General features: G+C 64.3%; 27 protein-coding genes. 13 read left to right on the top strand and 14 right to left on the bottom strand.

Annotated elements, in window-relative coordinates; all coding sequences use genetic code 11:
- Positions 1 to 312: 312 nt before the first annotated feature.
- Positions 313 to 723 carry a fluoride efflux transporter CrcB gene (crcB, locus tag JST30_00525; protein ID MBS1712798.1) on the bottom strand — a complete coding sequence of 137 codons (411 nt, stop codon included), beginning with the start codon at positions 721 to 723 and terminating at the stop codon, positions 313 to 315.
- Positions 724 to 803: 80 nt separating this feature from the next.
- On the opposite strand from crcB, the gene JST30_00520 reads away from it, so the two are divergent.
- Entirely contained in the window at positions 804 to 1,271 is a 468-nt protein-coding gene (locus tag JST30_00520) for a hypothetical protein (GenBank protein MBS1712797.1), read from the top strand.
- 12 nt (positions 1,272 to 1,283) lie between these two features.
- On the opposite strand, the gene JST30_00515 is transcribed toward JST30_00520, so the two are convergent.
- A complete protein-coding gene (locus JST30_00515) occupies positions 1,284 to 1,997 on the bottom strand; it encodes a hypothetical protein (GenBank protein ID MBS1712796.1) in 714 nt (237 codons plus the stop codon).
- A gap of 30 nt (positions 1,998 to 2,027) precedes the next feature.
- On the opposite strand from JST30_00515, the gene JST30_00510 reads away from it, so the two are divergent.
- Complete coding sequence (locus tag JST30_00510; protein ID MBS1712795.1) at positions 2,028 to 2,675, top strand: DUF4126 domain-containing protein; 648 nt, start codon at positions 2,028 to 2,030, stop codon at positions 2,673 to 2,675.
- A 128-nt stretch (positions 2,676 to 2,803) separates the two neighbouring features.
- On the opposite strand, the gene JST30_00505 is transcribed toward JST30_00510, so the two are convergent.
- Positions 2,804 to 3,910: a hypothetical protein gene (locus JST30_00505; GenBank protein ID MBS1712794.1), complete on the bottom strand. Its 1,107-nt coding sequence runs from the start codon at positions 3,908 to 3,910 to the stop codon at positions 2,804 to 2,806.
- 108 nt (positions 3,911 to 4,018) lie between these two features.
- On the opposite strand from JST30_00505, the gene JST30_00500 reads away from it, so the two are divergent.
- Both JST30_00500 and JST30_00495 read left to right on the top strand, forming a co-directional pair.
- On the top strand, positions 4,019 to 4,390 hold the full coding sequence (locus JST30_00500) for a hypothetical protein (protein MBS1712793.1): 372 nt from the start codon (positions 4,019 to 4,021) through the stop codon (positions 4,388 to 4,390).
- Positions 4,391 to 4,549: 159 nt separating this feature from the next.
- The gene (locus tag JST30_00495) at positions 4,550 to 4,816 is read left to right on the top strand and encodes a hypothetical protein (GenBank protein ID MBS1712792.1); all 267 of its coding nucleotides are present in this window, start codon (positions 4,550 to 4,552) and stop codon (positions 4,814 to 4,816) included.
- Between the two features lies 1 nt (position 4,817).
- Here the strand turns inward: JST30_00495 and JST30_00490 are convergent, their stop codons facing one another.
- Both JST30_00490 and JST30_00485 read right to left on the bottom strand, forming a co-directional pair.
- Positions 4,818 to 5,537, bottom strand: coding sequence for a LamG domain-containing protein (locus tag JST30_00490; GenBank protein MBS1712791.1), 720 nt, complete (start codon positions 5,535 to 5,537; stop codon positions 4,818 to 4,820).
- A gap of 58 nt (positions 5,538 to 5,595) precedes the next feature.
- On the bottom strand, positions 5,596 to 6,312 hold the full coding sequence (locus tag JST30_00485) for an SDR family oxidoreductase (GenBank protein ID MBS1712790.1): 717 nt from the start codon (positions 6,310 to 6,312) through the stop codon (positions 5,596 to 5,598).
- A 38-nt stretch (positions 6,313 to 6,350) separates the two neighbouring features.
- Between JST30_00485 and JST30_00480 the strand changes: the two genes are divergently transcribed.
- Positions 6,351 to 6,737 carry a VOC family protein gene (locus JST30_00480; protein ID MBS1712789.1) on the top strand — a complete coding sequence of 129 codons (387 nt, stop codon included), beginning with the start codon at positions 6,351 to 6,353 and terminating at the stop codon, positions 6,735 to 6,737.
- A 3-nt stretch (positions 6,738 to 6,740) separates the two neighbouring features.
- Here the strand turns inward: JST30_00480 and JST30_00475 are convergent, their stop codons facing one another.
- Positions 6,741 to 7,727, bottom strand: coding sequence for a glycoside hydrolase family 88 protein (locus tag JST30_00475; GenBank protein ID MBS1712788.1), 987 nt, complete (start codon positions 7,725 to 7,727; stop codon positions 6,741 to 6,743).
- Between the two features lie 259 nt (positions 7,728 to 7,986).
- Between JST30_00475 and JST30_00470 the strand changes: the two genes are divergently transcribed.
- On the top strand, positions 7,987 to 8,808 hold the full coding sequence (locus JST30_00470; GenBank protein MBS1712787.1) for a M48 family metalloprotease: 822 nt from the start codon (positions 7,987 to 7,989) through the stop codon (positions 8,806 to 8,808).
- 73 nt (positions 8,809 to 8,881) lie between these two features.
- The gene (locus JST30_00465) at positions 8,882 to 11,011 is read left to right on the top strand and encodes a hypothetical protein (protein MBS1712786.1); all 2,130 of its coding nucleotides are present in this window, start codon (positions 8,882 to 8,884) and stop codon (positions 11,009 to 11,011) included.
- Between the two features lie 74 nt (positions 11,012 to 11,085).
- On the opposite strand, the gene JST30_00460 is transcribed toward JST30_00465, so the two are convergent.
- The 5 genes from JST30_00460 to JST30_00440 form a co-directional block, all read right to left on the bottom strand.
- Entirely contained in the window at positions 11,086 to 11,700 is a 615-nt protein-coding gene (locus JST30_00460) for a hypothetical protein (GenBank protein ID MBS1712785.1), read from the bottom strand.
- 93 nt (positions 11,701 to 11,793) lie between these two features.
- Complete coding sequence (locus tag JST30_00455; protein ID MBS1712784.1) at positions 11,794 to 12,210, bottom strand: VOC family protein; 417 nt, start codon at positions 12,208 to 12,210, stop codon at positions 11,794 to 11,796.
- Positions 12,211 to 12,241: 31 nt separating this feature from the next.
- Positions 12,242 to 12,649, bottom strand: a complete 408-nt coding sequence (locus tag JST30_00450) for an arsenate reductase ArsC (GenBank protein ID MBS1712783.1) — start codon at positions 12,647 to 12,649, stop codon at positions 12,242 to 12,244.
- Positions 12,649 to 13,536, bottom strand: coding sequence for an arsenite methyltransferase (locus tag JST30_00445; protein MBS1712782.1), 888 nt, complete (start codon positions 13,534 to 13,536; stop codon positions 12,649 to 12,651). The genes JST30_00450 and JST30_00445 overlap by 1 nt, the downstream gene beginning before the upstream one ends.
- 1 nt (position 13,537) lies before the next feature.
- A complete protein-coding gene (locus tag JST30_00440) occupies positions 13,538 to 13,888 on the bottom strand; it encodes a helix-turn-helix transcriptional regulator (protein ID MBS1712781.1) in 351 nt (116 codons plus the stop codon).
- Between the two features lie 143 nt (positions 13,889 to 14,031).
- Here JST30_00440 and JST30_00435 point away from each other — a divergent pair, with 143 nt between their 5' ends.
- Both JST30_00435 and JST30_00430 read left to right on the top strand, forming a co-directional pair.
- Positions 14,032 to 14,205, top strand: a complete 174-nt coding sequence (locus JST30_00435; GenBank protein ID MBS1712780.1) for a hypothetical protein — start codon at positions 14,032 to 14,034, stop codon at positions 14,203 to 14,205.
- 69 nt (positions 14,206 to 14,274) lie between these two features.
- The gene (locus tag JST30_00430; protein MBS1712779.1) at positions 14,275 to 15,471 is read left to right on the top strand and encodes a hypothetical protein; all 1,197 of its coding nucleotides are present in this window, start codon (positions 14,275 to 14,277) and stop codon (positions 15,469 to 15,471) included.
- Between the two features lie 388 nt (positions 15,472 to 15,859).
- Here the strand turns inward: JST30_00430 and JST30_00425 are convergent, their stop codons facing one another.
- Positions 15,860 to 16,075, bottom strand: coding sequence for a hypothetical protein (locus JST30_00425; GenBank protein ID MBS1712778.1), 216 nt, complete (start codon positions 16,073 to 16,075; stop codon positions 15,860 to 15,862).
- A 532-nt stretch (positions 16,076 to 16,607) separates the two neighbouring features.
- Between JST30_00425 and JST30_00420 the strand changes: the two genes are divergently transcribed.
- Positions 16,608 to 16,904: a hypothetical protein gene (locus tag JST30_00420; protein MBS1712777.1), complete on the top strand. Its 297-nt coding sequence runs from the start codon at positions 16,608 to 16,610 to the stop codon at positions 16,902 to 16,904.
- A 251-nt stretch (positions 16,905 to 17,155) separates the two neighbouring features.
- Positions 17,156 to 19,345 carry a hypothetical protein gene (locus tag JST30_00415; protein ID MBS1712776.1) on the top strand — a complete coding sequence of 730 codons (2,190 nt, stop codon included), beginning with the start codon at positions 17,156 to 17,158 and terminating at the stop codon, positions 19,343 to 19,345.
- 30 nt (positions 19,346 to 19,375) lie between these two features.
- Here the strand turns inward: JST30_00415 and JST30_00410 are convergent, their stop codons facing one another.
- A complete protein-coding gene (locus JST30_00410) occupies positions 19,376 to 19,699 on the bottom strand; it encodes a hypothetical protein (GenBank protein MBS1712775.1) in 324 nt (107 codons plus the stop codon).
- A gap of 489 nt (positions 19,700 to 20,188) precedes the next feature.
- Between JST30_00410 and JST30_00405 the strand changes: the two genes are divergently transcribed.
- Positions 20,189 to 20,491, top strand: a complete 303-nt coding sequence (locus JST30_00405) for an RNA-binding protein (GenBank protein ID MBS1712774.1) — start codon at positions 20,189 to 20,191, stop codon at positions 20,489 to 20,491.
- 147 nt (positions 20,492 to 20,638) lie between these two features.
- Positions 20,639 to 20,974: a hypothetical protein gene (locus JST30_00400; protein ID MBS1712773.1), complete on the top strand. Its 336-nt coding sequence runs from the start codon at positions 20,639 to 20,641 to the stop codon at positions 20,972 to 20,974.
- Positions 20,975 to 21,049: 75 nt separating this feature from the next.
- Here the strand turns inward: JST30_00400 and JST30_00395 are convergent, their stop codons facing one another.
- A complete protein-coding gene (locus tag JST30_00395; GenBank protein MBS1712772.1) occupies positions 21,050 to 22,681 on the bottom strand; it encodes a hypothetical protein in 1,632 nt (543 codons plus the stop codon).
- Between the last annotated feature and the right edge of the window lie 41 nt (positions 22,682 to 22,722).

Genomic DNA, 22,722 nt, shown 5'->3' with positions numbered 1-22,722 from the left:
CTCACCACGTGCGGAAAATGATTTCCCAGGCCTGGTGAGCTTCTCACCTCATGCGGAAAATAGTTTTCCAGGCCTGGTGAGTTCCTCACCTCATGCCGGGAACAGTTTTCCAGGCCTGGTGAGCTTCTCACCTCATGCCGGGAACAGTTTTCCAGGCCTGGTGAGCTTCTCACCTCATGCCGGGAACAGTTTCCCAGGCCTGGTCTGCTCCTCACCACGCCCCGGAAACAGTTTTCCAGGCCAGGTCGGCCGTGCGATCGATGTCCGTAGACCGTCCCGACGTCCAGGGTCGACGAGCGCGAGGCCGAAAAGTCACGCGTGGGTGGAAGGCGACGGCTGCGGGCCCGCCATCAGACGCCCGATGTGCCCGCCGAGCAGGCAACCTCCGACGCAGAGCACGAGGCTGACCAAGGCATAGAGCAGGGCCGGTTTCCAGGACTTCTCGAAGTAGAGGTCGAGCACTTCGTGGGAGAAGGTCGAAAAGGTCGTGAAGCCGCCGCAGAGGCCGACGGCGACGAAGAGCCGCGCCTGCCCGCCCCATCCTTTGATCAGGGCGAAGGCGGTGAAGAGGCCGAGCACGAACGAGCCCGTCAGGTTGATCAGCAACGTCGGCCAGGGGAACGGTTGCTGCGCGGCCTTGGCGACGTAACCGATCCAGTAGCGGGCGTTCGCACCGAGAGCGGCGCCGAGCGCGATCCAGAGGGAGTCGGTGAAGGGCTTCATGTCGGTGCCGCCAGTCCGATTATGCCGGGAACGGGCGCGGACAAAACACACGCGGTTTTGGACCGTCCTTACCCTTGACCATGACTCTCACGTGTTGCGTCCTGAGCGCCGTCCTGGCGGGCGGGCAGACCCGGACCCCTCGACACCCGTTCGACGCGGGCCGGCCGATCGAGCTGCGCTTGGCGTCGAAGCCCGTCAGGCTCAACGGCGAGGACTTTTCGATCCTCCGTTCGGGGAAAGCCATAGTCGACCGGACGGCGACGGGGCGCGAAGGCGAGACGTCGCTCAAGGCCGTCCTGAGTTGCGCGGTCGCCCAGTACAGCGACTTCGACTACCGCCTCGTGGCGCGGGTGTTCGACAGGCAGGGGCGGGTCATGGCGACTTCGAAACTGACGGAGCACGTGTCGTACATCCGCTTGGGCGTCATGCCGACGACCTTTAAAGACCTGACCTTCGAATTCGGCAAGCGTAAGGACTGGGGTCGGGCGAAGGTGGTCCAGTTCGAGGTCGACTCGCCGAAGATCCCCGTCCCGCCGGACGCACGCTGAAGCCGCCCGGTTTCAGTCGCGAGGGCGGCCGTTCCTGTCCAGTTCGACGTCGGCGTCGACGCCGGTGACGGAGAACTCGTAGCCGTCCTTGTCGAACCCGATCCGGGCGACGGCGTCCTTCGGGGCCCCTTTCGCAAGGCCGCGCTTCCAGAGCTCGGCGGTCGTGACGACGGGTTTGCCGATGTCGTTTTCGAGCTTGCCCATTTGGGGCGTGCCGCGGTCGACGTCCATGCCTTCGTTCGTGTACTGGTACTGCGTCTTCGAACCTCCGCTGATGCGGGTGACGGACCGGCGCTGGCCCGGTTGATAGCAGTCGACGCGGACGGTCTGGACCCACACGTCCCCCGGGGCCCGGCCTGCGCCGACGGGCGGCGCGTCGGCGGGGGCTTTGTCGAGCGGGACTTGGAAGGTGTACGTCACGCGCGGGCCGGGGACGTAGGTGGCGGTCAAGTCCATCGTGCCGTCGGAGCGGACGAAGCTGGCTTCGACTTTGGTCAGGCGGGCCTTGGCCCCGACTCGGCTGCGCACGTCTTCGACCGAGGCGAAGGGGTCGAACCGCTTTGGGTCTCCGGCGACCGGATACGTCTCTTCGCCGAGCATCTTGGCGCAGGTGTTCGTGAAGACGACGATATAGAGGAAGGTGCCGAGGAGGCCGATGAAGCCGACGCCGCACCCGCACGAACTGCAGGCGCACGCCTTGGACCGGCCCGATCCGCGTTGTGACATGTGGGCCCACGATACCGCCCGGCGCGGTTCATGGCAACCTGTCCCGCGCCAAAGCGTAGACTGAACGGACGAAGGACTTCAGTGAACGAACTCGCGACGTTAGGTTTGGCGATGGGGGCGGCCTGGGTGTCGGGCATGCGGCTTTACGCGTGCGTCGCGACACTTGGTCTGTTGGGGCGTTTTCAGCTCGTGCAGCTTCCGGGCAACCTGTCCGCCCTGACCGACTGGTGGGTGATCGGCGTCGCGGGAGGATTGTTCGTGATCGAGTTCTTCGCGGACAAGATCGCTTGGCTCGACACGGCTTGGGACGCGGTGCACACGTTCATCCGGATCCCGGCGGGGGCCGCGTTGGCCTGGGCCGCCTATGGTCACGCGGACTCGCGCGTGCAAATCGTGGCGGGCCTGCTCGGTGGGGGCCTCGCGCTCGCCTCTCACGGCACGAAGGCCGGGGTCCGTGCCGCTGTCAACCACAGTCCGGAGCCGGTTTCGAACGTCGTCGTGAGTTTTCTGGAGGACATCGGCGCGGCGGGTATGACGGCCCTGGCTCTTTGGCTCCCGGTCGTCGCGATCGTGGTCGTGATCCTCGCCGTCATCGGCGCGGTCGTGACCGTGCGCAAGATCGTTAGCGGGCTCCGCGAGCTCTATGCCAGGCGGCGCGACCGTAGGCTCAAGACGTAGTCCCGGCGAGACGGGCCACCGGTCCGGTCGTCCGAATGTCGTGGAACCTGCCCACCACAAGGGACGTGTGGGTCACCAAAGGCACGGAGCACTATGGACGGCACTCGGTCGCCGCGCCGAGCCGTTCCTCACCGTGCTGCAGGACGGGCCGCTCTCGCATACGGTCGAAGGACGAAGGCGCGGAAAGTCGTACCTTGGTGGCCGTAGCCCACGATTTCGCCGCGGGCGTTGATGTCGGTGACCACGTCCAGCGTCCAACCTGCGACCGTCGAATCCACGAGCGAGGCGAGGTCGTAGATCCGGCCGTTCCGCCAGAGGGCCGGCCTGGAAGCGGGGCCGTGCCAGCCGACGATGTCGCCGTTGTCACTGATCTTGGACGCCGCACCGTGCAGTTCTCCCGGGAACAGTGGCAGCGCCTTGGCGTGGAATCCGGGTGCGGGGGTCCAGACGACGGGCGTCGTCGAGAACGTCCCGACGTCGCTCAGTCCGACGATGACCCCCTGACCGTTCACGCCCATGGCGTACGAATCCCATTGGCCCGGTAGCGGCTCGAGAAGTGTCAACGGATGGCCCGCATCGGAGGACCAGTAACCTCCCCTGGCGCTCCAGAGCGTCGAGCTGACTTGACCGACGCAAACAAGCGCGTCGTTGGCGTCATTGATGTAGTTGTAGGATTCGAACCCGTTCGGATCGGTAAAGCGGGGAAGGAACTCCTCGTCGTAGCGGCCCGGGTGCTGCGGGTCTTCGTGCCAGACCGTCGGGAGCCACGTCGTTCCGAACCCTTGCGCGAAGTTGCCGACGATCTCGCCCGTCGCAGTGACGAAGACGGTGTGTGCGTTGTTGGCGCCGTTATCGATGATCCGGGCGGTTCCGCCGTCGAAGACGCAAGCCCGAGGACGGTCGTCGCCGTCATCGCCTGAGCCGACGGCGAACCCTGTGTCGTTGATGGCCGTGGCGACGCTCGAATGACCTCGTGGGACAAGACCGAGGATGTCGGGTTGGTCGAGGTGCCACTTCGCCGCGACAGAAGGCGCGCCTCCGTTCTGCATGCATTCTCCGACGACGTCGCCTCGGTCGTTCAAGGCGAAGGCCGCAGAAGACAGGTAACCCGCCGCCGGAGAAAGGACTTGCATCCTGTACGCGAACGGCGCCTTTCCCGATTGGGCCGGGGCGGCCAGCGGCAGACCTATGGCCGCAAGCAGAAGGACGGAGAGGCGGACGGACGGTTTGCTCACGATGGAGGGAGACCGTTTCGTCCGCCCGTGATACATGACGTGCCCGGCTTCTGGCACCCGATTCTCATGTGGATGCACGACCGACCTTCCGCGGGCCATCATGGACGCATGGACCTGAGCCCCGACGACGCGTTGGCCGCGGCCCCTGCACACCACCGTCTCGTGTTCGAGAACGAGTCGGTACGTGTGCTCGAGACCCGTATCCCTCCTGGGGACATCGTCCCCTTGCACACCCATTGCTGGCCCTCGGTCAACCATCTGGTCAGTTCCTCGGACTTCGTCCGAAGGGACGGGGAAGGGAACGTCACCTTAGATTCGCGAAACGGGGGGGCAGTCATGAACCCAGGCGACGTTTTCTGGCTCGACCCGTTGCCGTTGCACACGCTGGAAAACGTCGGATCTGCGGACATCCGCGTCGTCACCGTCGAACTCAAACAGACTTCGCGCTCCTCAACGCGCCTTGGGCAGCGGTCACTCTGATTGTTCTCGAACAGAAATCGGCCTCGAACCCGTCCATGCACCGTGGAGAACTGTCCAGAGGGCTGGAGGCCCTGGCCCCCGATCGCGGTTATGATCGGGGCGGGAACCCCTTCTGATCGTCGTGCTGACGCGATCGTCCACCACCCGACCTTACAGCGCATGCTGCGAGCTTATGGTTCCGAAGGAGGCTGGGACATCGCCTTTCATGAGGACGCCCAGGCCACGTCGCGCGAGAGGGCCCGGCGGAAAGTGCTTTTTGTGGACTCGCTTCACGAACTCGCCGCATTGGCGGCTCTTGGCGTTTCTTATCGAAGGACGTATCTGATCGGCAGGGACGACGACGGTTTGGCCGACCAAGCGGAAGACTATGGGGTCACTGCACTGCTCACGTGTCCCGACCACTGGTTCGGTCCGTCGTGCCCGTAAGTCAGCGGCGGACGCGCATCTTCGTCCGGCCCGACAAAGGAACCCCAGGCGCCCATTGTGGATCCGCCGGATCAGCCTCAAAGCTGTCGCCGAGGCACCCGGAAATCAACCGTCCGGTGAAATCGTGGACGATCTGGCCCTGACCTTCGTCGAACGGGAAGTAGCCGACCAGGTTCCGCTCGGTCCCCTGAAGGGCGCGCGACATCCTGGACCGGATCTGCGCCTGGGTCAAGGGCTTGCTCCAGATCCTGATTTCGTCGATCCACCCATGAAACGGCGTCGGTTCGTTGCCAGGCGATCCCGTCATGTCGCTGTTCCCGACCATGACGTCGTGGGCGAAGGGCAGATGGTCGTGTCCGCGCTCCCGGGCCGCGGCCAGTCCGCCGTCGATATAGACCTTTTCGGCCTTGTCGCTGAAGACCAACGCCAAGTGCGTCCACACACCGGGGCGCACGGCGACGGCAGGCGCTTGGCTGAACACTTTCCCAGGTCGGCCGTGAAGCGCCAAGCCCCACCCGTGGTCGCCGTAGTTCCGGCAGAGCAGGTAGTTATAAAAACGGTCGTTCGACTCGGCCTTGAACCACAGCTCGATCGTCGCCTGGGGAAGATCAAAGGCCTTCTGATATGGGATGCGGGCGAGCTGTCGGTCGCCGGTAAAGTGCAGGCTGAATCCCGCTGCGGACGTCGTCGCGCCGGTCAAAAGCGCTAAGGTCGCGATCACCGCCGGAGGGTACCTATCTCCGAAAGAGGGCCGTACGCGTCAGGACTCGGATAGATCCTTAAGTCCAGGGACTGACCGCGTTGACGACGACCAGCTGGCTCAGGTCGATGTTCCGGGGTGCCTCGAGCAAGGCCATCGCCACGACGGCCAGTTGGTCGGGCGTCATCATGCGCGACTTCTCCTGATCGTTCGCCCACTCGCCCCAAATGTCGGTGTCGACCGGTCCGGGGCAAAGCGATAGCGCCCGCACTCCGACTTCTGCCCCTTCCCGTTTCAGGACTTCGGTCAATCCGCTTAAGCCGAACTTCGACGCGCAGTAGGCGCTTCCTCCGCTGAACCCTTGGGTGCCGGCGATACTGCTGACGTTCATGATCTGGCCCTTGCTCGCGACGAGGTGCGGCCAGACGGCCCTTGCGACCGTAAAGGCACCCGTCAAGTTCGTATCGATCACGTCCCTCCAAGCTTCCGAGGTCGTCTCCGTAAGCGGCGTCTGTAAGAGCCCGATGCCGGCGTTGTTGACCACGATGTCCAGCCGTCCGCCCCACCCCACGGCCTCTTCGACGCCACGGGTCACGGACGATTCGTCGCGGACGTCCATGTTCAAAGCGAGCGCAGACGTTGCGAACCCGCTGACGGCCGAGTCCAGTAGATCCTTGTGACGTCCCGACACGACGACCCGGGCGCCCCGTCTGGCCAATGCCGAGGCGATGCCGAGACCGATCCCCTTTCCTCCGCCCGTCACCAAGGCGACCCGCCCGGCAAACACGTGTTCCATGAGCGACGGAGTCTACCGTCGGCCCAAGGGCGCCTTGCATGGGCCGTGTGCTAGAGTCGGACGTGGACTTGGGATGGTTGGACGTCTGTCTTCGTGTCGCAGACGTGAGCGCCTCCCGAACGTTCTACGAGGCGTTCGGGTTCCATCGTGTCGAAGGTGACGACGCCGAAGGCTGGGCGGTCGTGGTGAATGGAGAGTCCCGGATCGGTCTTTACGCGCCCGAACACATGGAAGGCTCGGTCTTCTCGTTGAACTTCCGTGGCGGCGACATCGCCGGCACCGTCGCGGAACTCAAGGACCGGGGCGTCTCGCCTGTACGGGGCCCGGTCTCCAACGAACAGGGCGGCGAGTCGGCTTGGTTCGAAGACCCCGACGGTCACACGATCTTCCTGGACAGGGCTCAAGACGAGACGAAGAAGACCTGAACCTCAGGACGACCGGGCCAGCACGTAGCAGATCCGGACAAAGGCCGCCTGATCCAGGATCTCGGCGTTTTTCGGCACGGTCGTCGAGCCCCAGTCTGCGGGCAACCGTCCGGACGAGGAGCGGGCCGCCCAGACCGCCCGTACCGCCGCTTCCGTCACTGGCGTGACCCCTTCGACGTCGACCCATGCCTCCACCAAAAGGTGGGCGAACCGACCAGGGTCGTTCAGCCGGCCGGCTTTCAGCCATCGGGACTTTGAAGACTCCATAGCCCGCCCGACGCCCGGCATCTCGAGGGCCTTGACCGCCCGGATCATCAGGGCCGTGTTGTAGGTCCATTTGGTCTTGTCGACCTTGCCCGTGTTCGAAAGATTGTCCCAATAGAGCCCGTCGGCCGGATCTTCCAGATGGCCTCTCGTCCATGCGACGATGTCCTTGGCCTTCTCGACGAGCGCCGTGTCGTTCGTGTGACGGGCCACCGCGAGACACGCGAACGCCGTCGGCGCACAACTGCACGTGTTCCTCGAAGCGCGGTCGCTCTCCCGCCAAGTGATCCCGCCGTCCTTCGCCGCGCCTTGGAGCGAAAAGTCGAGCGCCGCCTTGGCCCGGTCCAGATACTTTCGATCACCGAGGACTTCGTACGTTTCGACCAAGGCGAGCGCCATCCAAGCGTTGTCGTCGTAGTAGCGGTCGAGAGGTTTGGGGACGGGAAGCACGTCGTAGCCGCCCTTGTTCCAATAGACCTGGACGGCGTCGGCGTACTCGCGCAGCCACGGTTTGTACTTCGGGTCGCACCGGGCGGCAGCGTTCAGGGCGGACAGCATGACGCCGACGCCCCAGTTGAATGCCGGCTGTTTCTTGTCCGGACGCTCCGCATAAAGCTTGGATTTCGCCAGGTAGTAGTCCCGCCGGACGACCTTGAGCGCGGCATCGCCCATCGACGCGAATCCGACTTCTTGACCCAAAACGACGGCCGCCAAAACGCCTGTCACAGGGCGGAATCTACCCGTCGCAAGGTCGTCCTCTCGAAAAATCGGGGGTCGTTCAGCGGCGGTCGCCTTCGGACCGTTCCCAAGCTTCCCTTGCCTCCGCAAGCGCCTTTCTGGAAGCGGACAGGGTCGTAGAGTCGGCGTCGACGGCAGCGGAACACCGTTCGTCTTCCGTTCAATGCACCGGAACAGCACTTGGCGGGGACGACTTTCTCCAGGAACCGCTTTGACAAGTCGCTTGATCCCGGCATAATGCGCGACAGTGGGCTATCTACTGTTCGCCGTCCGACTCTGGCCGGTCGCGGCGTTCGGTCTCGCGGCAGATATCCTTGGATGGCTTCTTGCCCAGGCCGTCCGTTCCCATGTCCAGGGTCCTCCCTTGGCTTTGTTCGTGCTCTTGCCACTCGTCCTCAACCCGTTCTTCTTACCGACAGCGGACCTCTATTGTGAGGCGAAGGTGAAAGAGGACGCCGGACTGACGGAGAGGTTCGCCCATTGGGCCGCACTGACACTGGTTAAGCCGCCTAAGGTCTGCCTTTTGTCCGGTCGGTTCGGTCGCTCGAACATCACGGCCATGGTGCACTTGCGAAAGGTCTACGTCACGACCGCCATGTGGCACGCGATGAGCGAAACTGAAATCGATTTCGCACTCGCGCACGAAATCGCTCACTTGGAGCGCACCGATCAGCAGTTAAATCGCCTCCGCTCTCCCTGGGCGATGTCGCTGTCGGTCTTGTTCGTCACGGCCTTTCTGTTTGCCGTCGCATGGAGCAAAGTTGCGGGGCCGTTCGCACTTCATGTCGGCCCGATGATCGTGTTGATGGGTGTGATGGTCGTTATAGTCAAAATCGTCAAGCCGGTCAATGAGCCCGGGATCAAACTGGAGATTGCCTGTGACCGAAGGGCGCTGGAGCTGACGAGAGACTTGCCGTCAGCCGTTTCCTCTCTTGAAAAAATAGGACATCCTGAATCGAGGCAAGACGTCCTTCTCTCCGGTTATCCGACGCGCGACCAACGGATCTCAGCACTGCGGAGCGCGGCGGCCGAACTGGGTCTAGTCGACCCGATCGAACCTATAGTCTGATCGCGTTGGGAGCCGACCGACATCGCCGAATGCGATACCGAAAGCCGCGAGAGCCGTCAGGAACATGGGGACGATGAAAACGGTTCTGGTCGCGGCGCTGACATGCGCGGCGGGCATCTCATGTCCGGCAAGTGCCAAGGGGCAGGAATGGGCGATACCGGAGACGAAAATCCCGGTCGAGTACTGGGATACCGCCAGAGGCTTCTTCGGCAAGGTCATCGCCGATCCGCGAGGAGGGAAGTACTGCAAGGTGCGCATCCCGTCTCGAAGTGCGACGGCCCACGACCAAGACGTCGAAGTATACGGTTGGGTCTTGCCGCACGGAAAACAGCAAGCGGCCCGGGTCGTCCTATGGGACGGAGTCGAATATCCCTGGTGCACCGTACTGGCCGAAGCCGATCTCGCTGAGTCGCTGAAGTCAGGTTCCCCAGGTTGGACGTTTTGGCAATCTTGTTGGTCGCCAGGACAAAGTCCGGCGGCGCCGGTCCTCCTCCTCCTTCTTGGCCGCGCCGAAGATGCGGCCAATGCCTATTCCCAATTCAGCCACGACAGCGGAGCCGTCGCCGCCATGCGGTTGCGGGACGCCATGGCCGACCGCTACAAAATGTTGGCTGCGGACGCCCTAAAGCTCGGACGCTACGAAGAGGGAGTGGATTGGGCGGACCGCTTGGTGCTCGTAGAGAAGACGTCGATCCCGCTCTCCGAGACTGAACGCCGGCACTACGGAGAAAGCGCTCGGGACTGGCAGGGGGACGAGTTGTCACGCGACTTACAGCGTCGGGTCGTCAACCGTTCTCCAAGCGAGCCGGACGTTTCCACGCTTGTCGGTCTGACTCCCGACGAACAAGTGAAGGTCCTGATCCAAGCCCTCGATCAGGTGAAAGTCGACCAGTTCATGCAACCCGGAGGTGTGAGTCTCTCTTGGTCACCGATCGTGAGGGCCTTGACGAAACTCGGCGATCGCGCCGTACCCGCCTTGATCGACTGCATAGAGTCCGACGACCGCCTGACCCGGTCCGTCTCCTATGGCAGAGACTTCTTTCCGGGCCGGACCGTTTTGACCGTCCGTAGTGCGGCGATGTCAGCGCTCGTCCAAATCTGGCCGGCGGCTGCGATGAGGTGGAAAGGCTCACACATTGAGACAGCGGCCGCACTCCGCGAAGCTTGGATCAAGGACAAATCTCGGACCGAACCGGAACGTCAATTGGCCGTGCTCGAAGACAACTCGCTCGGCCCTCGAGCCTGGTTGTCGGCCGCAGAATTCCTCGTGCGGTCGGTGGACGTCAACGTTTCGGACGGGTGGGTCTCTTCGACTACGAACCCGAGCCCGACGATGAGAGGTGAGCCTCTCAGAAAACAAGGTCGGTTGACGTCTCTCTTCCTCAAGCGGTTCGCCCAAATGGTGAAAGCTCTGGATGAAGACCCCAGAAAGTCGATGTTCTTCGAAACCGATTTGACGACGATGGCCCTGTGCATCTTTAAATGGGACAGGAACATGTCTCTTCAAGCCCTTTCGACGGCGCAAGACATCTCTCTAAGCCGGTCGAACGCGAGGTTCGGAATCGGCGCCCTCGTCAGCGCGAGGCTCGCCCTCAAGGACTCCACCGCACTCGTCGGCTACAGGCGCTTTCTGCGGCACACCGACCTTCTGAACAGCTTGGACGCGGCCCTGCTCCGGCCGATGGTTAAGGACCGGAACGTTCCCGGAGTCGAAGAACTCGCTCAAGAGCACTTCGCAGACGTGCTCGCCAAGATCACTTCTGCGACGGACGAAAACGCGGTCTACAACGTGAACGTGTTGGCACAAGTCTCCACATCAAGGGTGTTCGATGTCCCTGCCTTTCGGACGATGGTCGTCAAGTGGATGGCCTCCCAAAGGTCCGCCGCCCGCGCGGTCCTAACCCAAGTCGGTGAAGATGCCACTGCGCGCCTTACTTTCGGGGACTCGCGGACGATGGACGTGGACGTGGACTCGACATCCTTAGGGGCTCTCGGCATGGGCACGGCGTGCGACGTCACGGTCGGAGACCTGGTTGCGCTATCGCTCGCGCGCGTCGAGGGTGCGCCCCGCTTCTCGCTGTTCTGGTCGACGGAAGAGAAGTCGGCAGGAAAGAAGCGACTGACGGCTTGGTTCTTGTCGACCAAACAGATCTCGAACCCTTTCCGTGACTTTGATCCGTTCGACGCCTACTTCCGTCGGTAAGAAGTCATAGCGGTGCGGTCTGATCTGACAGGTTCACGGATGAGCCCCCTTCGGAGCGGTACGGGCTCCGGTCCTTAAGGACGGGCGGCCCTCAGTTCCACGATCGTCGCCGACATCCGGACGAACTCGACGTCGTCGGGCAGTGCACACTCGGTCCGGGTCAAAGACTTGACCAACGGGAAGCCGGCCGCTTCCATGCGGGCGACAGTGCCCGCCAACGGTCGTGAAAGGTCGGTCGGGATCGTCAGTTCGTCCCGCCACGGCCCTCCTTGCGACACGTGGACGGCGATAGGATCGGAGAACACGATGCGGACCGCTTCGGTCGGCGGCGTGCAAAGCATCGAGACGATCTGGATCATCAAACGCGACACAGGGGCTTCGTTCAAAGCGCTGTCGACGGCCCGGGCCGCGGCTGGATCGCGGACGGCGTCCTTCATGACGCGGACCTGGAGTGACAAACACTCCGGGATCAAGGCGGCTTCGTCGAAAAACAGGTCGCTCTCGCAGGCCAAGTTCTCCATAGCGATGGCGGCGGCGATGTCGCTTTGCCCTTTGTCGAGCAAAGACAAGGTGTGGCGTGCCCGTTCAGCCAGACGCTCTCCGGGCCTTGAAGACTCTGGCTCCATGCTTCTTCGGATCCCGCGCTGCAGGAACGCCGACGCTCTGACGGCCCAGTTGGGCAAGTCCATCCGCCGAGTATGAAGGGGTCGAAGCCCGTCTCCAAGTGACTCGGCCGTAGCCGTCCAAATGGAAGGGCCACGGCCGGAGTCGAGCGTGGCCGATTACGTCTTCGGGCAGTTGAGCATCCAGTCGATGCCGAACTTATCCTTCAACATCCCGAACCGCGAGCCCCAGAACGCGTCCGACAACGGCATCGTCTGGGTTCCGCCCGCGGACAGTCTCTCGTAGACGGCGGTCTGCTCGGCCTCGTCCGTCAACTCGAGCATGATCGTCCAGTTGTTACCAGGCTTGTACTCCGAAGGCGCGCACCAGTCGGACGCCATCACGGACCAACCGTCGCCGATGAGTTGCGAATGCATGACATAGTCTTCCTTGCCCGGCATCTGCCCGGCCATGGGCGAACTCCCGACTTTCATGACTTCGAGGTCCCCGCCGAGACACGACTTGTAGAACTCCATCGCCTCGGCGCAGTTGTCGGAAAAGTGGATGTAGGGGACGGATTTGGCGATCGCGCTCATTTCCGTGAGGATAGCCGGACCCGCCGCCGGTTCAGGGGACGAGCGTTTCGTCCAGCAACCGCAACACCCTCTCCCTGACCTCGTCCCGGATCCTTCGGACGTCCTCGATCGGCCGACCGGCCGGATCGTCCAACCCCCAGTCCTCCGACACGTGAAGCCGGGCCGGACAGGCCCCGGCGTCCACCCCGCACCCCATCGTGACGACCTTGTCCGCACGGTCGACCGTCTCCTGAGTCAGAAGCTTCGGAGCGTGGCCGTCCATCGCGATCCCGAGCTCGGCCATCACTGCGACGACCGCCGGGTTCAAACCGCCGCCCCCTACCGTCCCGGCCGACTCGGCGGTCACGTCGAGCCCCCGCTCACGGGCAAAACGGCCGAGGAAAGCCTCGGCCATCTGCGAACGGCCTGCGTTGTGGACGCAGACGAAGAGGACGCGCATCAGGGTTTGGTCGCCCGGATGAACGCTCCGTAGATCTTGCCGTCGAGTTCGCGCTTCTGGTCTTCGGTCATGCCGGCCACGCCCTTCGGAGCCCAACTCCCCTCCAGGTGCGAGAAGCTGTAGCGGCGCGTCGGTTCGATGCCCGCGTCCACGAATCCCGCCGCCGTCAGCTTCGAAAGGTACTCGTCGTGTTCGAGCGCGCCCGACACGCAACCGACGTACATCTCCATATCTTTGCGCACGGCTTCAGGGAGCTCGCTTTCTACGACCACGTCGGAGACGGCGAACCGTCCGCCCGGCTTCAGGACCCTGAAGGCTTCGCGGAGCACCTGGTCTTTGTCCGCGCTGAGGTTGATGACGCAGTTGCTGATGATCACGTCCACGCTGGCGTCCGGAAGCGGGATCTCCTCGATGTGGCCCTTGAGGAACGTGACGTTCTCGGCACCCGCCTCGGCCTTGTTCCGTTCGGCCAACTCCAGCATCTCGTCCGTCATGTCGAGGCCGTACGCGAAGCCGGTCGGGCCGACCCGCTTCGCCGAGAGCAGCACGTCGATACCGCCGCCGCTGCCCAGGTCGAGGACGGTCTCGCCCGGCGACAGTTGCGCCAAGGCCGTAGGGTTGCCGCACCCGAGCGAAGCCAGGATCGCCGATTCGGGAATCTCCGAAGCTTCCGTATCGGAATAGAGGTCGCTCGTGATGGGGTCCTTCGTGTTGCTGCAGCACTCTCCTTCCGTGTGCCGCTCCCCGCAGCAGACGTCGTCCATGACGGTGTTGGTCCCGCAGCACGATCCGCCTTGGCCTGAAAGCACGCGGAGGGCGGCCTCGCCGTATTTCGCTTTGACGAGCTCGCGCACGTCGTCCCGTTCGGTCAGTTTCGTTTCGCTCATGTCAGTTGTCCTCGCAGCACGCGGCACCCGGCCCCTCTGGGCGGAAGTACGCGGCCAAGGCCTCGAGGGCGGCGGGTTCGACGGCGCAAACCATGTGCTTCCCGCGCTTTTCCATCCGGACAAGCCCGGCGTTGCGCAGTTCCTTGAGATGGAAACTCACCGCCGACGTGATCTTGTCCGCCCCGGTCACGTGGCAACAGACCTCGCCCGCGGTCGGACCGGCCATCGGTCGCACCTCGCCTTCGTCACCGACCGCCACCGGGCAGCAGCACCCTCTCAGGAAGTCGAAGATGCGCAATCGCGTGGGGTCTCCCAGCGCTTTGAACATCTCCACCGTCGCCCGTTCGGCCATGTCGTCACTGTATCACACGTTTCAACATTTCTTGAAATATTGGGACTTTCGCATCGTCCTGGGTTGGTGCCTCCGATCGTCAGGGTCACACAAAGCTCGGATCCAGGGATCAAAGGCCGCCAAAACCGGATTGAAAGGGGGGCATGACGTACGGTCCGTACGGACGACTGGTGCGCGGCTTCGGCCGGCAACGTCTCCCATACGCGGCCCGGAACCTCCGCACGGGCCGGATCGAGATCATCGAGTCTTCGCGGACCGTCCGCGAAGACGTCGCGCAACGAGGCACCTGGTCCGAAGGTCAAAAGAAAGCGGCCTGACGGCCGTGCCCCGAACGACCTGTCGAAAGTCGTGGCTCGCTTTCACTGCCGTGCAGTTTAATGGACGGTATGAAGCACGGCCCCGTCCTTCTCACCGCCACCGCTGTCATCGTCCTCGCCGCCGTCGCCATCGCCCAAGACCAGGGCGTACAGGCGGTCATCGGAAATGTTTTCCTTCAAGATGCGACGCCAGGGACCGCTCAGGTCGGTCACGCGAACATCAAGGGCACGTTCCGGGCGGGGCAAGTGAACGTCACCAGCCTCAACTCCACGATCCCCGTCATCGGCAACAACAACGCGACCGACATCGCCGGCATCGGGGCTTCCTTCAGCTCAGCGGGCAAAAACGGCATCGCCGTCCGCGGAACGGCGACCAACGCGGTCGGAGTGGGGAAGGGCGTCTACGGAGAAAGCCGCTCGGACCACGGCTACGGCGTGGAGGGCTTTGCGCAGTTCGACACCGGCGTCCGGGGAGGATCGAACGGCAGTGCAGGCATCGGCGTCTTGGCGGTGGCCAACAATCCTGGGGCTACGGCGCTCTTCGCGACGAGCACCTCCGGGCGCGCGGCGGTGTTCTCCGGCACGACGCAGCAGTACGTCGGTCCGATCGAAGGCTTCAATGTCGACAACGAAAAGGTCTATGACGTCACGACCAACGTCGGCGGTAGCGAGTTCCGGTGCATCGGGAACGGGACGGGAAACGCTTCGGCCATGCGCGCGATCAGCAACACCCAATTGTTGTTCTTGATGCGGGACAATGTCATGCGCGTCCAGGCCGTGATCCCGACTGACGGTATCGGGAGAATTTCGGCCGACGTCAAGAACTTCGTGCAGCCTGACCCCGACGACGTCCACCGCGACATCGTTTACGCCTCTCTCGAGGGGCCCGAAGCCGCCGCTTACATCCGCGGCACCGCCAGGCTCGTCAACGGACGGGTCACGGTCTCCCTGCCCGCCCACTTCAAGAACGTCGCGGTCTCCGAGGGCATGACCGTCCAGCTGACGCCCCTGAGCGAAAGTTCGAAAGGCCTCGCGGTCGTGCGCAAGTCGTTGACGTCGTTCGAAGTGCGCGAGCTCTGGCAGGGCCACGGTGGCTACGAGTTCGACTGGGAGGTCAAAGCCGTACGCCGCGGGTTTGACGACTACAAGGTCTACCGTCCTTGGGACACGAACCTCCCCGCCGACCTGGACCGCGGTAAAGCGATGACGGGACGGATCCAGTCGGCCAAAAAGGTTTACGGCATCACCTACCGCCAGGGTCCGTGAACCCTCCCCAAGATCCTCCCCTGGTCGAGGCCGGTCCGTGCCTCTCACGCGGGAGGTGGCACGCAGCGACGGAGGGGGCCGGCCTGCGAGGACTCGTTGTCCGCACCCCCTCCGTCCGACGGCACGAGCCATCCGCCGTCCACCTCCCCCGCTGTCCCGCACGAGACATCGGGAAAGCAGGGGAGGACCTCCGGAACTCGAGAATCGGTTCCAGTCCCAAGATCCTCCCCTGGTTCCTGGATGTCATGTGCCAGGCACCGGGGGAGGTGTCCGAAGGACGGAGGGGGCTAAGGGTGAATCTTCCCGCTGCTTGGATCGGTGGGAGAGCGATCCAAGGGTCGAGACCTTCGAGCAAGGCCCTCCCCACAACCGACGCGGAATGACCGTCCTAACCTGCCTCGACAAAGCCGCCACGCAACACCTCGGTCGCCTGGCCCGTCGCCGCCAGGACGAACCGCACGGCCACGGCGTAGCGCCCACGCTTCAGCGGGACATCGACGGACTGTCCCGCTTCGGTGAACACGACCCGCCCCACGACGCGAAAATCGCGGTCTCGAGGTGCGGAAAGGCCCGAAACGACCTTGACCGCCAGGAGTTCGGTCACGACCCCGAGCGCGTTGGCCCGGTCGGCCGTGAAACGGATCCCGACCGAAGTCCCCGCTGTTAAGACGACGACCGCGTCTCCACCAAACGGTGCAAGAGGCGGAAGGCGAGGTGGACCGACTCCGAGTCCCCCTTCCTCGTGTGGACCGGATGGTTCGTGCCGGACACATGAGGAAGGGGTTAGGGGATGGAGCCGTCCCTCCAGGAAGTCCGTAACTGGAAACGGACGGTTTTGCCCCGGCTGGACGTCAGGTGCCTTCCAAGTTTCAGGTTCGGGTCCATCGGCCGTTCTTTGGGAACCCGGTATGAAGCCCGGAGCGGCTCCACCCCCAACCCCCTCCTCATGTTCGGGGCATCCCTCGACTTTGCTCGGGACAGGCTCACCTGCGGTGACAGCCCCTGCACACGAGGAGGGGGCTCCGGATGCCGTCGTTCGTCGCGGTGTCCCTTGGCGCGGCGGTCGTGGGGCAGAGGGACCGTCCCCGTCCGGTCCGTTCACGCCGTACCATCTGACCGCCAGTGACCGGAAGGCGTTGGCGGCGCCGCTCGCCCCGGCGAACGGGTCGGTCGCCCGCGCCCACTGCAGCCACGCCGATTGCTCTTCGAGGGTGAGCCCGCGCCATGCCGCGGAGGCCCGGGCGAAGGTGTCGCGCGCTTCGCGTTGGGCGGCCGTCGTCCGGCCGCTCGGACTCGGCCGCTCGCGCAGGATCACCGACCCGTCACGGCGGGTCGCGAACACCGCGCTCCCGCTGGTCCCCGAGATCGACGCGATCCCGACGCCCGTCTTCAGCTTGGCCATGTCAGGCGCACCGCGTGTCGGTCGTCGATAATCGGTCGTCCAAGATCGTGATCACCTTGTGATCTTCGGCTTTCCGGCTCTCGATCCTTAGCGCTCAGCCCTTCGGCCGGCACTTTTGAGGCGCATGAACGGCAGACCGTCCCGTGTGCCGGGCGTGTGCCGACCGTGTGCCTAGCGTGTGCCTGCGATGCCGTCTGACCGGAGCAGCCCCAAGACGTCTTCGAGGATAAAACCCTCACAAACCCCTCCAGCTTTCGACCAAACCCTCCGAAGATATCCGGTATGGACGTCCGGACCGAGGAGTTCACCCGGCATACAAGGCTCACGATCTTCGGTGAGACGAAGACCGTGCGCGACTGGTTCTGCGACAAGCGGTGTCCCGTCGACGAAGAGACCGTCCTGCGACGACTCGAGCAGGGCGAGGACGCCGAGGAAGCCGTGACGCGGCCGGTGCACGTCGTCCGGGCGGTCGCACAGGAACGAGAGGACAGCGGCCGGACGAGCCCACCCGTGCGGGAACGCCGCTCGCCGGACGAGCTCCTGACCGCATGGGGCGAGACGAAGACGCTCCGGGAGTGGAGCCTCGATCCGCGGTGCACCGTAAGACTGTCCATGATCGAACTGCGGCTCTCAAGGGGATGGCCGCCAGAGGACGTCCTCGACGCGAGGTGGCACCGGCCCGAAGGAAGAAAGAACGGTCGGCTCGTGACGGCGTTCGGCGAAACGAAGTGCCTGTCCGATTGGGCCCGGGACGAGCGGTGCACGGTCTCTGTCTGTCGTTTGCGCGACAGGCTGGAGGAGGGTATGGACCCCGAGCGAGCGGTCACCAAACCGGTGCCGCCCGGGACCAAGGGTCGGTCAGGGCGGCGTCTGTCCGCGTTCGGAGAGTCGAAGACCATCGCAGAGTGGTCGCGCGACCCCCGTTGTTCGGTCAGCACGAGCACGATCCGCAGTCGCATCAAGAAGGGCCTTTCGACGCACGAAGCCGTCAGTCTGCCTGGCCCCTCTCAAGTCCACGCTCGGTCCAAGAGTCTCGCGGGCGCTGCAAAGGCTTCGGCGCATGATCAAGGTCGGGGAACCCGATCGGCTCCGAAGTCGTTGCAGGACCGGGCCGCATCCGGTCGACACGACGGACGGGCCCTCGCCGTGCCGCAAAGCAAAAAGGCCCGACGCCGCCGGATCGCAGCCAAGTGGAAAGGGCGCAAGATCACGATCTTCGGCAAGGACAAGACCCTCCTCTCCTGGTCGCGTGACCCAAGGTGCCAAGTCGACCTCACCGTCCTCGCGGGCCGGCTCGACCGGGGTTGGAAGCCCAAGGCCGCCTTGACGACGCCCAAGTGCGCCCGAAGGCCCGGAAAGGTGAGGAAGCACACGGTCGACCCCATTTGGTGCAAGGCTTTTGGCGAGCGGAAGAGACTCACCGCTTGGACGCAGGACGACCGCTGCACCGTCTCGCGGGACCTCTTGGCCCAGCGTCTTCGCACAGGCTGGGAGCCGGAACGTGCGGTCACGACCCCCAAGACGGACGCCGTCCGACGTCGGGCCACGAACCCTTCGTTGGCGCGGCCCTTAACGGTCTTCGGAGAGACGAAGACCGTTGCCGAATGGGCCGACGACCCCCGGTGCCGGCCGTCTTTGGAAGAACTGAAGCGCAGGTTGAAATGGGGATGGACGCCCGAGGAGGCGGTGACGACCGCGGTCGGCGACCGCAGCCGGATGGTGGCGAAGTCGAGCCGGTACCTCACGGCCTGGGGCGAGACCAAGACACTGCGGCTATGGGCCGACGACCCACGGTGTCTCGTCACCTTCAACGCTTTGAAGGCAAGGGTGTCGAAGGACTACACGGCGGAGGAGGCGATGACGGCCCCGGTGGGCGTGAAGCGTGCAGTCCCCAAACGTCCGGACGAGGGGAAAGTGCTCACCGCCTTTGGCGAAACGAAGAACGTCGCCGCGTGGTCGCGCGACCCCAGGTGCGTGACGACCGTGCCTGTGTTGTACAGAAGGCTGGGCAAAGGATGGCCGCTCGAGCGCGCGCTCACTTCGCCCATGGGCACACGGGCGGACGGAAGCCAGGGCCCGTCGGACGGACTGTTCCGTCCGCTGCCCGTCTGGGAGGCGTTCGGCGAGAAGAAGGGCCTCGCGGACTGGGCGCGCGACCCGCGTTGCGTGGTCAGCGTCGGCACCCTGAGCGCCCGATTGAAGAACGGTTGGTCGGTGGAGGAAGCCTTGAAGACGCCCCTCATGGGCTATGGCGCACAGCGGGGCAAGACCGCCGTCCGGAACAAGAATTTCATCGCGTTCGGCGAGGTGAAGCCGGTGAAGCGGTGGGCCAACGATCCGCGCTGCGCGGTGGACCTGGAGCAACTGGTGAAGCGGTTGATGGGCGGCTGGGACATCGAGCGGGCGATGACGCAACCCCTGCGCGAGACCCGCCGGACCAAGGATCCGCAGCGGCGCCGGCAGGCGGCGTGAGGGCTGGGGCCGCACGGGTTGCGGCCGGGCTCACTCGTTGTGGTCTTCGGTCGCCGGTCCGTCGTCGGGTTGCGGCTCGGCCCTTCGCGCGGCTTCGTTCAGGTAGGCCGCGTTGAAGGACCGGCCGAAGTCGACGTCGCCGACCAGCATGACGCTCTCTGAACGGAAGGCGACGCACTTGCCCTCTTGAGCGAGCCGCTCGACGTCCTCGACCGTCGGCGCGAAGTGGACGTCCCTTCGGCAGGTGTCACAAAAGTGGACGAGGGGGTCGTCCGTGCTCTGGAGTCCGTGCCACGTTTTGGTGCACTGGAACCGGAAGGTGACCTGGCACTTGCCGTCGTCGCGGTCGGTCATGGGTGTGACGATACACGGCTTTCGCTGTGCAAGTCGATCGTCGAGAGCGCGTTCGTAGCGCGTTTGAAGCGCGTTCGTTGCGCGTTCGGACCTCGTTTGGAGCGCGGACTTCAGTCCGCATTCGGTCCGTGGGCCCAGTCCACCGAGTCTTGGGAGGCGACCGCATGGGCAGCGGCGCCGCTCACGATCGTTCCGCATCCGAACCTCCACCCCCCGCCCCCCTCTCCCTCCGCGCACGGTCATCGCGCAAGGAGAGGGGGTGAGCTACGATGTGGACCCGGAGTCCTGAGAGGCGAAGGGGCGACGTCCAGATTCAGGCTCAAGCTGGGCCGTTCAGCGTCCGCTACCGGCAAAAGACCTGTAGAGTGTTGGGAGTTACGTTTCACAGCGACGGCTTTTGTCCACTGAGTTTTGCCTGCCCGGCGGTTCACTGACACTTCCCCTCACCCTCTGAACCGCAACGGTATCCGACAGGACGATCAAGACAACATGGCTATCAAGACCCTTTACGTGGGGAACCTCCCCTATTCGGCCGACGAGCGTTCGTTGACTTCGTACTTCGCTGCTTATAACGCTTCGAACGCGCGCATCATCGAGGGCCGCGGTTTCGGATTCATCGACGTCGACGCCGAGAGTTTCGAGGCGGCCGTCAGCGAGAAGCACAATTCGATCATGGACGGCCGGACGCTGACCGTGAACGAGGCCAAGCCGCGCGAAGACCGTGGCGGCGGCGGCGGTGGCGGTGGCCGTGGCGGCTACCGCGGCGGCGGTGGCGGCGGACGCCGCTGGTAAGCCTGACGACGGTTCCGACCCTGCCCCGCACGGGCCAGGGTCGGAACCAAGCCGACCGACCATGACCACCACACCGACCGACCGCTGCGCGACCCGATGTGCGGCCGTGCGCGGGACCGACCGGTCCCACACCGTCAGGAGTAAGGGATGAGCGCCGTCGACGTTCTGCGCGACGCGATCGCCGGACGCAAGTCCGTCCGATTGAACTACAACGGCGAGGAGCGGCAAGTCTGTCCCCACGCCCTGGGACAGCGGGACGGAAAGACCTTCGTTTTGGCCTACCAGGTCAAGGGCCCGTCTTCGACGGGCACGGTGAGCAAGGGCTCGAGGAACAACTGGCGGTGCCTCGACGCGAGCCTCGTGACGGACGCCGAGATCGTCGACGACGAGTGGCGGACTTCGAGCGACGGCCAGTGGCCGCAAGGCTGTATCGAGGACGTCGAGTGCGAAGTCGTCGAGGCTCCTCCCAAAGGCAAGTCCTAGAGCCGGACCAGGGGCTCGACGGACGTCCTTGACCCGCCTTGACGAGCGGGCGGGCAGGGTTATCTCCGGACCGCGTCAATCCATCGAGTATTCGACCGGACAATAGGCTTCGAACAGCCGTACTGCGCTGCGCCAGGCCAAGGTGCTGACGACGAGGCAGTACACGACGGCGATCGGTACAGAGAACAAGGCGGGCCAATTCCACGTCCAGGCCGTGAAGGCGATGACGAAGGCCCACACTGCGTGGGCCAGGATCCGGACGTACATCAACGACCCGGAGACGTGTTGCGGTTTCACGTCGCTGAATTGGACGTACAGACCGACCGTGTTATGGAGGATCAGGGCGGGCGGGACCATCACCGCGACGGCCAAGGCCGCGAAGGGCGGGTACGTGCCGAGCAGAACGTGGACGAGGTTGGCCGCTTCCATGATCGCGATCATGGGAAGGGTCGTGATCTTGAGGTCCATGGCGAGAAGGCTGCGGAGCTCGAACGGAAGGGACTTGGCCAGTTGGGCCGTCTGTGCCAAGGACTGTTCCCGCGTAAGCATCACGGCAGGAACGACGAGCGCCGCCATCAGACCTCCGAACCTATGGCCCATCGAGGCGGTCAATCCGATCGGGGCGAGGACGAGGACGACCAAGAGGGCGCCCCACCACCAAGGGGTCAGGCCGTACGCCTGCACTTGGGCCCGCCACCAAACGGCGTCAAGGCCCCGGACGGTTTTCTTGGCCGCGACTTGCCGCCGGCGCCATATCCAGCCTTGCTTGTCGGGCTTGCCCGTCGTCTCCTCGACGTGCGAGTGTCCGAGCGGCACGCCGTGAAGGTTCCGAGAGGAAACATGACAGACATGGCCCCGCATGGCGTACGCCATCCAAAGGCCTCCGAACTGGAGCACGAGCACGGCCGCCAGGTCGGCGAGCGCGTACCGTCCATAGCCCATCGCCTCGTGCGTCGCGAGGCGGAGGAAGAGGTCGATCGGCCAAAACAGAGCATGGATCCAAGGTCGGTCCATGAATTCCGCAGCCCAGCGCCAGGGCCCTTCTGCCACGGATCCGACAAGGGCGCCGCCCGCCAGGGCCATGAAGCCAAATCCCAGCGTCCCCGTGAGCTTTCTCAGTCCGGAGAACCGGTCCTCGTCGGACAGCAAGGCGAGGCCGATCCCCCATGACCAGGACGCGGCCACCGAGGCGAAGAAGAGGAGGGAAAGGACGCTGTCGCGGACGAGGGCGACCAGAGACGCGTCGATGAGGCCGCCCATAAACCATACGGGGCGACCGTGCCACGTGGGCAGCGCGCACAGGAACACGACCACGAAGACGCTCCAGACCCACGTCATCTTCCACGCGATCAGGACGGCGTTCGGAACGGGGGTGGGGAACAAGACGTCGGCGTCCTCGCGCGTGAACGACGTCCCCCTCAGCAAACAGGTGACGAAAAAGCACCCTGCGACGAACAGGCCGACGATGAAGCCGCCCCTCTGAAGACCTTCGATCCGACCGGGGTCGAAGACCACGGGCGTCGGATCATAGGGACGGACCGACAGTAAATAAATGAAACCGATGACCATCGCCGCCTGCAGCAGCAACGTGATGCCAGAAACGGCCCTCTGAGTCCGCCATTTCCGAAGGTTCTTGTTGACGGTCTGACGCCAAGAGAGGAAGGCGATGGCACGCGCGCCGTTCCGGAACTCGGCCCACTGCGCCATGACCGCCCTAGTGTGGCGATAGGGCGCTTACCGTGTCAATT

It is taken from the genome of Armatimonadota bacterium (assembly GCA_018268395.1).
Taxonomy (GTDB): Bacteria; Armatimonadota; Fimbriimonadia; order Fimbriimonadales; family Fimbriimonadaceae; genus JAEURO01.
Note: the sequence above shows the minus strand (reverse complement) of the source record. Positions and strands in the feature narration are given on the sequence as shown.